Annotated in this window: 6 protein-coding genes and 1 pseudogene; 5 read left to right on the top strand and 2 right to left on the bottom strand. The window is 67.6% G+C overall.

Features of this window, described 5'->3' with window-relative positions:
- Positions 1-12 precede the first annotated feature (12 nt).
- Both putA and U1701_RS12005 read left to right on the top strand, forming a co-directional pair.
- A complete protein-coding gene (putA, locus tag U1701_RS12010) occupies positions 13-3,651 on the top strand; it encodes a trifunctional transcriptional regulator/proline dehydrogenase/L-glutamate gamma-semialdehyde dehydrogenase (protein ID WP_332782802.1) in 3,639 nt (1,212 codons plus the stop codon).
- A gap of 77 nt (positions 3,652-3,728) precedes the next feature.
- Positions 3,729-4,616, top strand: coding sequence for a type 1 glutamine amidotransferase (locus U1701_RS12005; RefSeq protein WP_332782801.1), 888 nt, complete (start codon positions 3,729-3,731; stop codon positions 4,614-4,616).
- Positions 4,617-4,636: 20 nt separating this feature from the next.
- On the opposite strand, the gene U1701_RS12000 is transcribed toward U1701_RS12005, so the two are convergent.
- A complete protein-coding gene (locus tag U1701_RS12000; protein ID WP_332782800.1) occupies positions 4,637-6,607 on the bottom strand; it encodes a glycoside hydrolase family 127 protein in 1,971 nt (656 codons plus the stop codon).
- A 110-nt stretch (positions 6,608-6,717) separates the two neighbouring features.
- The gene (locus U1701_RS11995; protein WP_332782799.1) at positions 6,718-8,286 is read right to left on the bottom strand and encodes an alpha-N-arabinofuranosidase; all 1,569 of its coding nucleotides are present in this window, start codon (positions 8,284-8,286) and stop codon (positions 6,718-6,720) included.
- 286 nt (positions 8,287-8,572) lie between these two features.
- On the opposite strand from U1701_RS11995, the gene U1701_RS11990 reads away from it, so the two are divergent.
- The 3 genes and pseudogenes from U1701_RS11990 (at position 8,573) to U1701_RS11980 (ending at position 13,624) form a co-directional block, all read left to right on the top strand.
- Positions 8,573-11,188, top strand: a complete 2,616-nt coding sequence (locus U1701_RS11990) for a glycoside hydrolase family 9 protein (protein WP_332782798.1) — start codon at positions 8,573-8,575, stop codon at positions 11,186-11,188.
- Positions 11,121-12,765, top strand: a pseudogene (locus tag U1701_RS11985) (glycoside hydrolase family 43 protein). Before U1701_RS11990 ends, U1701_RS11985 begins: the two are co-directional and overlap by 68 nt.
- 94 nt (positions 12,766-12,859) lie before the next feature.
- Complete coding sequence (locus U1701_RS11980; protein WP_332782797.1) at positions 12,860-13,624, top strand: FadR/GntR family transcriptional regulator; 765 nt, start codon at positions 12,860-12,862, stop codon at positions 13,622-13,624.
- The last annotated feature ends 28 nt before the right edge of the window (positions 13,625-13,652 follow it).

Below are 13,652 nucleotides of genomic sequence, written 5' to 3'. Positions count from 1 at the left end.
TATCGCGTTGCCATGACATCGCCCCTGCCCTTCGCCGGCTTCGCCCCCGCGCTGCGTCCCGCAACCGACATGCGTGCCGCGATCACCGCCGCCGCTCGGGTCCCCGAGCCCGTCTGTGTGCCGGAACTGGTCGCCGCGGCGACCCTGCCCCCCGGGACGACAAGCGCGGCGGCCGAGACCGCGCGCGGCCTGATCGAGCGGCTTCGCGCGAAAAAGTCGCGCGGTGGCGTCCAGGCGCTGGTGCAGGAATATGCGCTCAACAGCGAGGAAGGCGTCGCGTTGATGTGCCTCGCCGAGGCGCTGCTGCGCATCCCCGACACCGCGACGCGCGATGCGCTGATCCGCGACAAGATCGCTGGCGGCGACTGGGCCGCGCATCTCGGCGACGGCCGCTCGCTGTTCGTCAACGCCGCGACCTGGGGGCTGATCGTCACCGGCAAGCTGACCGCCAGCGCCGATGATCGCGGGCTGTCCAAGGCGCTCACCCGGATGGCGGCGCGGCTCGGCGAACCCGTGATCCGCCGCGGAGTCGATCTGGCGATGCGGATGATGGGCGAACAGTTCGTCACCGGCCAGACGATCGACGAAGCACTCGCGCGCGCCAAACCGCGCGAGGACCGCGGCTTCGGCTTCTCGTACGACATGCTCGGCGAGGCGGCGACCACCGCCGCGGACGCCGATCGCTATTATGCGGATTACACGCAGGCGATCCACGCGATCGGCAAGGCGGCGGCACGCCGCGGACCCTATGCGGGGCCCGGCATCTCGATCAAGCTGTCCGCGCTGCATCCGCGCTATTCCCGCGCCCAGGCGGCACGGGTGATGACCGAGCTGCTGCCGCGCGTCCAGGCGCTCGCGGCGCTCGCGCGCGGCTATGACATCGGCTTCAACATCGACGCTGAAGAGGCGGACCGGCTCGAGCTTTCGCTCGACCTGCTCCAGTCGCTCGCAGAGGATCCGGCGCTAGAGGACTGGGACGGCCTCGGTTTCGTCGTGCAGGCATACGGCAAGCGCTGCCCGCTGGTGATCGATTTCGTCATCGACCTCGCACGCCGGACGGGCCGCCGGATCATGGTCCGTCTGGTCAAGGGCGCCTATTGGGATGCCGAGATCAAGCGCGCGCAGGTCGACGGACTGAGCGACTATCCGGTCTATACGCGGAAAATCTACACCGACATCGCGTACATCGCCTGCGCGCGAAAACTGCTCGCCGGGCGCGATGCGGTGTTCCCGCAATTCGCGACGCACAACGCGCAGACGCTGGCGACGATCTACCAGATGGCGGGGCCCGACTTCGCGTTCGGCGACTATGAGTTCCAGTGCCTCCACGGCATGGGCGAACCGCTCTACGACGAGGTCGTCGGCGCCGACAAGCTCGACCGCCCGTGCCGCGTCTACGCGCCGGTCGGCACGCACGAGACCCTGCTCGCCTATCTCGTCCGGCGCCTGCTCGAGAACGGCGCGAATTCCTCCTTCGTCAACCGCATCGCCGATCCGGCCGTGCCGGTCGCGGAGCTGATCGCCGACCCGGTCGCGATCGTCGCGGCGATGCCCGTCCCCGGCGCGCCGCATGAGGCGATCGCGCTGCCCGCCGCCATCTATGGCGCGCGACGCAACTCGACCGGGCTCGATCTGAGCGACGAGGCGACGCTGGCGATGCTGGCCGGCGCGCTCGACGAGAGCACACAGCGCGACTGGACCGCCGGGTCCGCCCCCGGCGACGCACAGCCGGTCCGCAACCCCGCCGACCGCCGCGACATCGTCGGCCATGTCATCGACATGAGCGAAGACGGCGCGCGCGAGGCGGCGCGACGCGCCCGTGCAGCGTTCGATGCGTGGCGCCTGGTGCCGCCCGGCACGCGCGCCGCGGTGCTCGATCGCGCCGCCGACCTGCTCGAGGGTCGCATGCCGATGCTGCTCGGGCTGATCATCCGCGAGGCCGGCAAGTCCGCCGCCAACGCCGTCGCCGAAGTGCGCGAGGCGGTCGATTTCCTGCGCTATTACGCCGCCGAAGCCCGGCGGACGATGGATACCGGGACGCGCGCGCTCGGCCCCGTGGTCTGCATCAGCCCGTGGAACTTCCCGCTCGCCATCTTCACCGGGCAGGCGGCGGCGGCGCTGGTCGCGGGCAACACCGTGCTTGCCAAGCCCGCCGAGGAAACCCCGCTGATTGCCGCCGAAGCGGTTCGCATCCTCCACCAGGCGGGGATCCCGAAGGATGTCGTGCAACTCGTCACCGGCGCAGGGGCGATCGGCGCCGCGCTGGTCGGCGCGCCCGAGACCGCGGGGGTGATCTTCACCGGCTCGACCGACGTCGCGCGGCTGATCCAGCGGCAGCTCGCCGGCCGCCTCTCCGCCGATGGCACGCCGATCCCGCTGATCGCCGAGACCGGCGGGCAGAACGCGATGATCGTCGATTCCTCCGCGCTGACCGAACAGGTTGTCGCCGATGTGATCGCTTCCGCATTCGACAGCGCAGGCCAACGCTGTTCCGCGCTCCGCCTGCTGTGCCTGCAGGAGGACGTCGCCGACCGCACGCTCGCGATGCTCAAGGGCGCGATGCAGGAGCTCGCCGTCGGCCGTACCGATCGCCTCGCGGTCGATATCGGCCCCGTGATTACCGCCGAAGCGCGCGACGGCATCGAGGCGCATATCGCCGGGATGCACGCCGCCGGCCGTACCGTCGACCGGCTCACGCTTGGGGAGGATACCCAGCACGGCACCTTCGTCGCGCCGACGATCATCGAACTGCGCGACATCGCCGAACTCGACCGCGAAGTGTTCGGCCCGGTGCTGCACGTCGTCCGCTACCGCAGCGGCGAGATGGACGCGCTGGTCGGCGCGATCAACGCCACCGGCTATGGCCTGACCTTCGGCCTGCATACCCGGCTCGACGACACCATCGCGCGGGTCTCGCAGCGCATCGAGGCGGGCAATCTCTACATCAACCGCAACGTCATCGGCGCGGTCGTCGGCGTGCAGCCATTCGGCGGGCGCGGCATGTCCGGCACCGGACCCAAGGCCGGTGGCCCGCTGTATCTCACCAAGCTGGTCGCCAATCCGGAACCGGAGCTGCCGTCGTCGTCCGCCGTGGAGGACCCGGCGTTGAAATCGTATCTGACCTGGCTGGAGGCGCAGCGCGATCTCGCCGCGGTCCGCGCGTTGCAGGACATCGGTGAGCATTCGAAGCTCGGCCACGAGATCACGCTTCCCGGCCCGGTCGGCGAGCGCAACCTCTACGCGTTTCGCCCGCGCGGGCGGGTGGCGCTGTCGGCGCAGACGGTGACGGGTCTGCGGATCCAGCTCGGCACCCTCCTCGCGACCGGGAATGACGCGGTGGTCGCGACCGCGGTGTCGGGCACGATCCGCGACCTGCCCGACGCCGTCCGCGCGCGCGTGGTGATCGCGGAGGATCCGCTCCGCCATGACGGGATCGCCGCCGCCTTGGTCGAGGGCAGTGCAGAGCGTATCGCGGACGCGTCGCGCATGCTTGCCGAGCGGCCCGGCGCCATCGTCTCGCTGCAGTCAGCCTCTGTGGATGCGTTGCTGACGGGCGATGGCTATTGCCTCGACTGGCTGCTCGAAGAAGTGTCGACGTCGATCAACACCACCGCGGCGGGCGGCAATGCAAGCCTGATGGCGATCGCCTGAGCCCATCCTTCGAAATCAGGCGGACCCAAGCACGGGGTCGCGACGTTCAAGCGGCTCCCAAAATCGGATCGGATCGTATGCGTTTACTTGTCGCAGAAAGCGAACCCCCAGAGGCGCGCGAAAAGCGCCGCGACAGCGTCGGCCGGAGCTCGGGCGAGACCTATATCGACATGCTCGGCGAGCTGGTGCCGGGCGCGTCGTGCGACCGGGTCAAGCCCGCAGATGCGGATGGCGAACCGATGGATAGGGCCGCGATCGAACGCTACGACGCGGTGTTCCTGAGCGGTTCGCCGTTGCATGTGTACGAGGATACGCCGCAGGTCGCGCGCGAGATCCACTTCATGCGAGAGGTGTTCGCGTCCGGCACGCCGTCGTTCGGGTCGTGCGCCGGGCTTCAGGTCGCCGCCGCGGCCGCCGGCGGCAAGGTCGGTGCGATGGGCCACCGGCGCGAGATGGGGTTCGCGCGTAGGATCGTAGCGACCACGGCAGGCCGCGACCATCCGTTGCTCCGCGGTCGTCCCGCCGCGTTCGACGCGCCCGCGGTGCACAGCGACGAAGTCATGACGTTGCCGCCGGGCGCGATCCTGCTCGCCGGCAACGCGGTGACCGCCGTGCAGGCCGCCGAGATCCGCTTCGACCGCGGCGTCTTCTGGGGGGTGCAATATCATCCCGAGCTGTCGCTGCACGAAGTGGCGGCGGCGCTGCGCCGCGAGGCGGACGACCTGCTCGACCACGGCTTGGCGCGTTCGCGGGGCGACATCGAGCGTATCGCCGCAATGGTCGACGCGCTCGACCGCGAGCCCAACCGCGCCGATCTCGCCTGGCAGCTGGGGCTCGACGCCGAAGTCACCGACATTGCGCGCCGCCGGACCGAGCTCAGCAACTTCCTCTGCCATCTGGTCGAGCCGACGATGGCGGACCGCGGCCGCGCGTCACGCGCGGGACTGGACACGCTTGCGGCGTAACGGCGCGTCGCCTTGGCGGTTCAGGCTTCGGCATCCTCGACCGGTGACTCGATCGCCCAATAGGTCGCGTAGCGTTCATGCGCGATGCGATGATAAGGGATCAGGCGGACCGGCCGGTTTGCCGCCGACGTGACGGTGAAGTCCAACGGACCGCCGCTCGGGCGGATGCGCTGCGCGATCGTATCGGGGCGCCCGGCCAGCGTCGGTACGGCAAAACGCTGCGCGTTATAGTCGCCATATTTGCGCTCGTTGACGACGATGTCGGCGACGGGGGCAAGGCCGTCGCGACCGAGCTCGCCCGCCAGCACCAGCGGACCATAGGTGAACGCGACGATATCGGGCGCCGCGGGCGCGCTTTCCGCCGCGACCTCCATCGCCAGCCGCAACTCCACCGCATCCCCGGTTCGCCACGTCCGAGCGAGCGTGAGGTATCGCCCCGGATCGGACGACCGCATCGCCTCGACGCCGTTGACCAGCACCACCGCGGTGCGGCTCCATTGCGGATGACGCAGCTTGAGGGTCGCGCGGGTCGGCCGCTCCAGCGTCCAGCGCAGCGTCGTGGTCGGCGCGTCGGGGAAGGTCGTGGTCTGCGTCAGCAACGCACCCTTGTCCTTCCAGCGCACAGAGGAAGGCACGAACAGGTTCACGTACAGCGAGTCATCGTCGTGGAAGTAGATCGAGTCGCGATATTTGACGTGGTTTTCCATGCCGGTGCCGGTGCAGCACCAGAACGAATCTTCGGGCGTGTGATAGAGCTTCATGTAGCCCGGCCGCCCACCTTGGAAATAGGTCGCCATGCCGCTGTCCGGGTCCTGCGACGCCAGGATGCCGTTGTAGAGCGTGCGTTCGTAGTAATCGGCATAGGCGGCCTGCGGATCGTTCAGGAACAGCGCGCGGGTCAGCTTGAGCATGTTGTGCTGGCAGCACGTCTCCGACCCCTTCGCGGAGAACACGTGATCGGCGAAGTTCGCCATCGGGAAGAAATGCTCGTTGTCGCCGTGCCCGCCGGTGGCGAACGACCGGGTCAGCGCGACGGTCTTCCAGAAGAAAGCCGCCGCGGCGTGATATTCTGGTTTGCCAGTGATCTCCCACACCCGTTGGAAGCCAACGAACTTGGGCACCTGCGTGTTGGCATGCATGCCGTCCAACGTGTCGCGGCCGTCGGCCAGCGGCGCCATGATCGCCTTGTGCGAGAAGCGCTCGGCGAGCTGGCGATAGTCGGCGTTGCCGGTCATGGCGTGGAGATCGGCGAACACCTCGTTCATCCCGCCATGTTCGGTGGCGAGCATCGTCTCGAACTGCGCGTCGCTCAACGGCCGCGTCGCCACCACCGCCCAGTCGGCGAACCGAAGCAGAACCGCTCGCGACGCGGCACTGTCGGTCAACAGCACCGCGTCGCGCAGGCCGGCATAGATTTTGTGCAAAGTGTACCAGGGCACACCGGTGATTTTGTCACCGCGCAGATGTGCCGCGACCAGCGCCGGCCCATCCGGGAACGCACAGACCAGACCCGACTTGGCGGCCGCCTGGCACGTCGCCAGCTCGCGCGCGATATAGTCGATCCGCGCCTTGAACCGCGGATCATGCGTCGAACGCCACGCCAGCGCGCAGGCGGACAGGTAGTGACCCAGCGTATGGCCGTGGCAGTTGATGTCGGCCCACAACTGCTCCGATTCCCAACCGCCATAGACCGGCGCCTTGGGCGTCAAACCGGCGTTCACGCGGAAATTGTGGAGCATCCGATCGGGCTGCAAGCGCAGCAGATACGCCTCAGTCTTGCGCTGCGCGTGCAGGAAGGGACCACCGTCCAGCGAGACATCGGCCATGTCGAACGCGCGCAGTGTCGCAGTCGGGCGGTCCGCCGCACCGTCTGGCGTGCGCGCGTAGAGAGTAGTCGGCGCGACGATGGTGGACCCGGCCAACAACGCGCCAGCGCCAGCGCTGGCCAGGAGTTCGCGACGGGAATGTCGAGCATCAGGGCGTTTGGTCATATGATCTCGCCATATCCTGTCTGAGTTGGATCGTGATCCCTGGCCTGTTGGCGGCCGTGGCGGTTGCACTGCACAACAGCGCCGCGACGATCGTCCACGTCATCGGCCGCTCAGCGCAGATCGAGTACCAGCACCGACTTCGCCGGTAGCGTTAGCGTGAGCGTCCCGCCTGCCACCTGCGCGCCGGTGAACGGCTGCGGCGTCACCACGTCCGGCGCGTCGAAGCTGTTGTGCGCGTCCATCGCCGTGCCGGTGATGATCCGCCCGGCGGCCTGCGTCGCCTGCAACCCGGTCATCGCCACCGTCACCGGCATCGCGCGATTGGGGTCGAGGTTGACCAATGCGACATGCACCTGCCCCGCCGCATCGCGCACCGCCGACGCGCTGACTGCCGGCACCGCCACCTCGTCCTTGTGATACCAGGGCGAGGTCAGCGTGATCGGCAGCGAGGTCGCCCCCTGCCACGGCTTGTAGAGGTCATAGACCCAATAGGTCGGCGTCTTCACCATCCGCGCGCCGTCGGTCAGCAGCATCGCCTGAAGCACGTTCACCATCTGTGCGATCGCCGCCATCTTCACCCGGTCGGCATGATGCGCGAAAATGTTGATGTTGAGCCCGGCGACCACCGCGTCGCGCAGCGAATTCTGCTGTTCGAGGAAACCGGGGTTGGTGCCCGGCGTCGGATCATACCACGTGCCCCATTCGTCGACCGCGAGCATCACGCGCTTGGCGGGGTCGTATTTGTCCATGATCGCCGAATGCTTGGTGATGAAGGTCTCCATCTCCAGCGTGTGTGACATCGTCGTCGCCCATTCGCGCTCGGGGAAGCCCAGGGCCGCGCCCTTGTCGCTCCAGTTCTTGTCGCGGGGCCGCGTGTAGTAATGCAGCGCCAGCCCGTCGATATTCTTGCCGGCGATACGCATCAGCGCATCGGTCCATTCATAGTTCGAATCGCTCGGGCCGCTCGCGATCTTGAGCATCGTGCCGTTCGCCGACTTGGCGAACTGCGCGTATCGGTTGGTCAGGTCGGCGGCATATTCGGCGCGCATGTTGCCGCCGCAGCCCCATAATTCGTTGCCGATGCCGAGATACTGGACCTTCCACGGCGCGGCATGACCGTTGCGCTCGCGCTCCTTGGCGAGCACCGTCGTGCCCTTGGCGGCGGTCATGTATTCGACCCACTGCGCAGTCTCGGCGGGCGGCGCGCTGCCGACGTTCGCCGAGACATAGGTGCTGGCGCCCAGTCGCTCCATCAGCCCGAAATATTCATGCGTGCCAAAGCTGTTGTCCTCGTTGACGCCGCCCCAGTTGGTGTTGACCTTGGTCGGTCGGCTCTTGGTCGCGCCGATGCCGTCGCGCCAATGATATTCGTCGGCGAAGCAGCCGCCGGGCCAGCGTACCATCGGCACGTTCACGGCCTTCAACGCCGCGATCACGTCGCTGCGGTAGCCGCCGTCGTTCGGAATGCGCGATCCCTTGCCGACCCAGATGCCGCCGTAAATGCCGTGGCCGAGATGCTCGGCGAACTGGCCGAAGACGTCGCGGTGGATGACGGAACCGGGCTTGTCGGCGCTGAGCGTCGCGGTGACCGCAGGCGCGGCGGCCTCTTGCGCCATCCCCGGTGCGCCGAGCGCCGTTCCCGCCAGCATAAGCGGCGCGAGCCGGAGCAGGCGCGGCATGCGCCCCCATGACGGAACGGACTTTGGCTGCGCGTTGCGATTCCCCACGGTCATGCTCTCCTGCTCGCGCGCTTGTGCGCGGTCATTGTCGTCAATGACTTGTAGGAGTAGTTAAAACCGCGCCCGCGTCAACCGGCGTCCGGTTCGGCGTGATCCGTTCGACACGGCGGCCCCACGCGATTTTCGTAATCGACCCCGCGAGCAGGTGGCGCGACCGAATGTTAGCGCTATAACGAATGGGAATCGGGCGATGAAACCATGCTCGGACGCACCAGAGAGGACCCACATGGCGGCAAAATCCGCAATCTGCCTGATCGCATCGCTGCTCGCGAGCGCGGCCCCGTCGACGGCCCAGACCGTCGCGCCCGTCGCGCCCGTCGCGCCGGAGCTGACGTTGAACGCCGCCGGCTATTACGAAGCGCCAGCCGCCAATGTCCTCGTCTTTTCAAACTGGTATGACGGGCTGTTCGCGGATTCGAAGATCAGCGGCGTCGAGATCATCCAGCAGGGCGCGCGTATCGCGACCAATGGCGATGTCCGCCTGTCCTCGACTCCGGGCCAATGGGACGCGATCGGTCGACTGGTCGACCGCAAGGTCGATGCCGCCACCGGTGCGATTACGGTGACGCTCGAATATCCCGCCTACAACTGGACCTATCGGGTGCGGTCCGAAAAGCGGGGCGGTGCGGTCGCGGTCTCGGTCCTGCTCGATCAGCCGGTGCCCGCCGCGCTCGCGGGCAAGGCGGGATTCAACATGGAATTCCTGCCGGCAGCCTATTTCCACCACAGCTATATGGCGGACGGCAACACCGGCACCTTCCCGATCTACCCCGCCGACGCGATGACGATGACGTCCGAGCGCAACGCCGCCAGCGGCCGCGCCGAGGGGCCGGGTGCCGAACCGACCGCCATCGCCAAGGGTAGCCGCTTCGTGCTCGCGCCAGAGGATCCCGCGCGCCGGGTGACAATTCGGTCGACCGCCGAAATGCAGCTGTTCGACGGCCGCAACCAGGCGCAGAATGGCTGGTTCGTACTCCGCTCGCTGCTGCCCGCGGGCAAGACCGGCACCGTGCTGGAATGGACGATCCAGCCCAACAGCGTCCCCGGTTGGCTGCGCGCGCCGGTGATCGCGCATTCGCAGCTCGGCTACACCCCCGCCGCGCGGAAAGTCGCGACGATCGAGCTCGACCGCAACGATCGCCGCGTGCAGCCCGCGCGACTGCTCCGCGTCGGTGAGGACGGCAGCATGACCCCGGTCAGGACCGCGCCGGCGAAGCGCTGGGGCGACTATCTCCGCTACAGCTATATGCAGCTCGATTTCAGCGCGGTCCGGACGCCCGGCACCTATCTGCTCGAATATGGCCAGACCCGCACCGCGCCGTTCCGGATCGCGGCGGACGCCTATGCCGGCGCGTGGCATCCGACGCTCGACGTCTATTTCCCGGTCGCGATGGACCATATGTTCGTTAACGAAGGCTACCGCGTATGGCACGGCGACGCGCACCGCGACGATGCGCGCCAGGCGCCGGTCAACCACGAGCATATCGATCTCTATGCGCAGGGGCCGACCACCGACACCAAGTTCAAACCGGGCGAGCATATTCCCGGCCTCGCGGTCGGGGGCTGGTTCGATGCGGGCGATTACGACATCCGCACCCAGTCGCAATATCAGGTGATCCGTTCGCTGGTCGACAGCTGGGAAGGCTGGCACCCAATGCGCGACACCACGTCGATCGACTGGGCGCGCAAGAAGACCGAGATGCACGTGCCCGACGGCACGCCCGATCTACTCCAGCAGATCCGCCACGGCACGCTGCAGCTGGTCGCGCAGTTCGACGCGGTCGGCCATGCGATCCACGGCATCGTCGAACCCGACGTCGCGCAGTACACGCATCTGGGCGATGCTTCGACCAAGACCGACGGCCTGATCTACGATCCCGCGCTGAAGCTCGGGGAAGAGCGTGACGGCCGCAGCGGGACGCCCGACGATCGCTGGGCGTTCACGACCAAGGCATCCGCGCTCAACTACGGCTCGATCGCCGGTCTTGCCTCGGCATCGCGCGCACTGGCGCAGATCGACGCTGCGCTGTCGAAGAAGGCACTCGCCATCGCCACGCGTACCTGGGCCGAAGAACAGTCCCATGCGCCCGACACCTACCAGCATGGCAACACCACGGGCGGGCCGCTGGAGGCGGAGAAATTCTCGGCGGCGGTCGAGCTGCTGCGCTCGACGCGCGATCCGCAATACGTGGCCGCGGTCCAGGCACTCTGGCCAGCGATGGAAAAGAGCTTCGCGTCCAATCTGCGCGATGCGGTCGCCGCGATCCCGTTCATGCCGGCGAGCTACCGCGAGGCGATTATCCCCGCTGTCCGCGCCTATGCCGCCGCGACCGAGACCGCCGCCAAGGCCAACCCGTTCGGCGTGCCGATCACCACCGGCGGCTGGGCGGGCAGTGGCACCGTGCTGGCGACCGCGCTCAACGCCTATACGCTGCACAAGGCGTTCCCGGAGATCATGTCCGCCGAGCCGGTGTTCCGCGGGCTCGAATTCCTGCTCGGCCATCATCCCGCGTCCGACGTGTCGTTCGTCTCCGGGGTCGGCACGGTGTCGAAGGAAGTCGCCTACGGCAACAACCGTGCCGACTTCTCGTTCATCGCAGGCGGCGTTGTGCCGGGCGTGCTGGTCATCAAGCCAGACTTCCCCGAGAACCATGAGGACTGGCCGTTCTTCTGGGGCGAGAACGAATATGTCATCCCGGAGGGCGCGATGTGGATCGAACTCGCGCAAGCGGCGCAGGAACTCGCCGGGATGCCGGCACAAGGAGTGCCGCCAAATGAAGACGATCGTCGGAACCGCCGCACTTGGCCTGCGGGGTCTCGCAACGGCCGCTTCGGCCAGTGACGGACCGCGCTTCAGCCGTTTCAGTTACGATGGCCATGCGCAGGAACAGGTGAAAGTCGGCCAGGGCCAGTACCGCAACCCGATCCTGTCGGGCTATTACCCCGACCCATCGGTGACGCGTCGGAGACGACTATTATCTCGTGCTGTCGTCGTTCGCGCACTACCCGGGGCTGCCGATCTTCACGTCGAAGGACCTGGTGAACTGGACTCAGATCGGCAACGCGATCGACCGGCCCGAACAGCTCGACTTCACCGGCATGCGCACGTCGCAGGCGGTGTTCGCGCCCGACATCTCGGTCCACGACGGCACCTTCTACATCGTCAACACCTGCGTCGAGTGCAAAGGCAATTTCGTCATCACCGCGAAGGACCCGGCGGGCCCCTGGTCGAACCCGATCTGGCTGCCGTTCGAGGGGATCGATCCGTCGATCTACTGCGAGGGCGACAAGGCCTATATCGTCAACAACCGCGCCCCGAACGAGACCCCGCGCTACGACGGCCACCGCGCGATCTGGATCCAGGAATATGACTGGCGTGCCGGCAAGATGGTCGGCGAGAGCACGCAGCTGATCAACGGCGGCGTCGACCTGTCGAAGAAGCCGGTCTGGATCGAAGGCCCGCACATCTTCCGCAAGGACGGGTACTATTACCTCACCGCCGCGGAAGGCGGGACCAGCGTCAACCATTCGCAGGTCGTGCTGCGGTCGAAGACGTTGCTCGGGCCCTATATCCCCTATGCCGACAACCCGATCCTGACGCAGCGCGACCTCGACCCCGCGCGGCCCAACCCGATCACCTCGTCGGGTCATGCGACGTTGGTCCAGACGCAGACCGGCGACTGGTACGCGACCTTCCTCGCGGTGCGGCCCTATGAAGGCGACTATTACAATATCGGCCGCGAGACGTTCCTGCTGCCGGTGACGTGGAAGGACGGCTGGCCGATCATCTTGCCCAAGGGCCAGGCGATCCCGTTCGTCGGTGCCAAGCCGAAACTGCCCGCGGGCGCGCCGGGCCCGATCCCGACCAGTGGTGATTTCCGCTATGTCGACGCATTCGACGGCGCAAAGCTCGGGCTGCAATGGGTCGGTGTGCGCACGCCCAAATCGCCGGTGTACCGGCTCGATCGCGGCGACCTCGTCCTGAACCGCGGCACGCCGATCGGCGATCTGTCGGGGGCGCCCGCCTTTGTGGGACGGCGGCAGCAGCATCACGTCGCAACGATGTCGACCACGGTGCGCTTCACGCCCGATCGGGACGGCGACCGTGCCGGACTCGCAGCGGTGCAGAGCGACGCGAACTATCTGTTCTTCGGCGTCACGCGGATTGCAGGCAAGCCGGTGATCGCGCTCTACACCACCAACCAAGGCAAGGAGCAGCTGGTCGCATCGGCGCCGGCCACCGGCGCCGGACCCGTCACGCTGACGATCCGCGCGACCGGCGGGACGATGGCGTTCGATTACCAGAACGGGCGCGGCAAGACGACATTGGCGAAGGACGTCGATGCGCGGTTCCTCAGCACCAAGACCGCCGGGGGGTTCGTCGGTACGCTGGTCGGCCCCTATGCCTGGGTCCGATGATCCGCGCTCGCCATAGCGCACGGCGTGACGCGGCGACTTTCGACATTCCACCAGTGATGGACCGCTGTTAGTCTCCCTTCTGGGGAGCGCGCGCATGAAGAAGCCAGTGTCGGATCAGGTTCCGTTGCCGGGAGCCCCACCCGAGGTCCCTCGCGTGCCCCGTGGCACCGGACGACGCCTCCACGGCGCGATCGCGCACAAGCTCGGCACGGCGATCCTGTCGGGCGAATATGTCCCCGGCGACACGCTTTCGGGCGAAGTGGCGTTTTCCGAAGCGCTCGACGTATCGCGCACCGCCTACCGTGAAGCCGTGCAGGTGCTCGCTGCGAAGGGGCTGGTCGAAAGCCGACCGAAGACGGGAACGCGTGTGTTGCCGCGCGACCGATGGAACCTGCTCGACCCCGACGTGCTCGCCTGGGCCTTTGCCGGCGAGCCCGACATCCATCTGGTTCGCGGGCTGTTCGAACTGCGCGCGATCGTCGAGCCCGCCGCCGCTGCGCTGGCGGCCGAACGCCGCGACCGTGCCGATCTGGCCGCGATGAAGGATGCACTGGCGGCAATGCGTCACCACACCCTCGCGACGGAGGCTGGGCGCGCGGCGGACCGCGAGTTTCACAATGCGGTGCTGCACGCGACGCGCAACGACGCGTTGATCGTGCTGAGCGCCAGCATCGGTGCCGCGGTGAGCTGGACCACGCAGTTCAAACAGCGCGCGCGGGCGCTGCCACGCAACCCGATCCCGGATCATGTCCGGGTCTACGAGGCGATCGCCGCTGGGGATGCAATGGCGGCGAGTGCGGCGATGCGGATGCTCGTCGATCTCGCGCTCGACGATACCCGGCTGGCGATGACCCGCTAGCTCAGCGCGGCATCCTGCCGCGAGCCCT

It is taken from the genome of Sphingomonas rhamnosi (genome assembly GCF_036663615.1).
Lineage (GTDB): Bacteria > Pseudomonadota > Alphaproteobacteria > Sphingomonadales > Sphingomonadaceae > Sphingomonas.
This window is presented reverse-complemented; position numbering and strand designations above follow the sequence as displayed.

Bases quoted from the DNA above. Each gene is read 5' to 3' on its own strand.
- putA (WP_332782802.1), top strand. From the start codon at position 13: ATGACATCGCCCCTGCCCTTCGCCGGCTTCGCCCCCGCGCTGCGTCCC.
- U1701_RS12005 (WP_332782801.1), top strand. From the start codon at position 3,729: ATGCGTTTACTTGTCGCAGAAAGCGAACCCCCAGAGGCGCGCGAAAAG.
- U1701_RS12000 (WP_332782800.1), bottom strand. From the start codon at position 6,607: ATGACCAAACGCCCTGATGCTCGACATTCCCGTCGCGAACTCCTGGCC.
- U1701_RS11995 (WP_332782799.1), bottom strand. From the start codon at position 8,286: ATGCCGCGCCTGCTCCGGCTCGCGCCGCTTATGCTGGCGGGAACGGCG.
- U1701_RS11990 (WP_332782798.1), top strand. From the start codon at position 8,573: ATGGCGGCAAAATCCGCAATCTGCCTGATCGCATCGCTGCTCGCGAGC.
- U1701_RS11980 (WP_332782797.1), top strand. From the start codon at position 12,860: ATGAAGAAGCCAGTGTCGGATCAGGTTCCGTTGCCGGGAGCCCCACCC.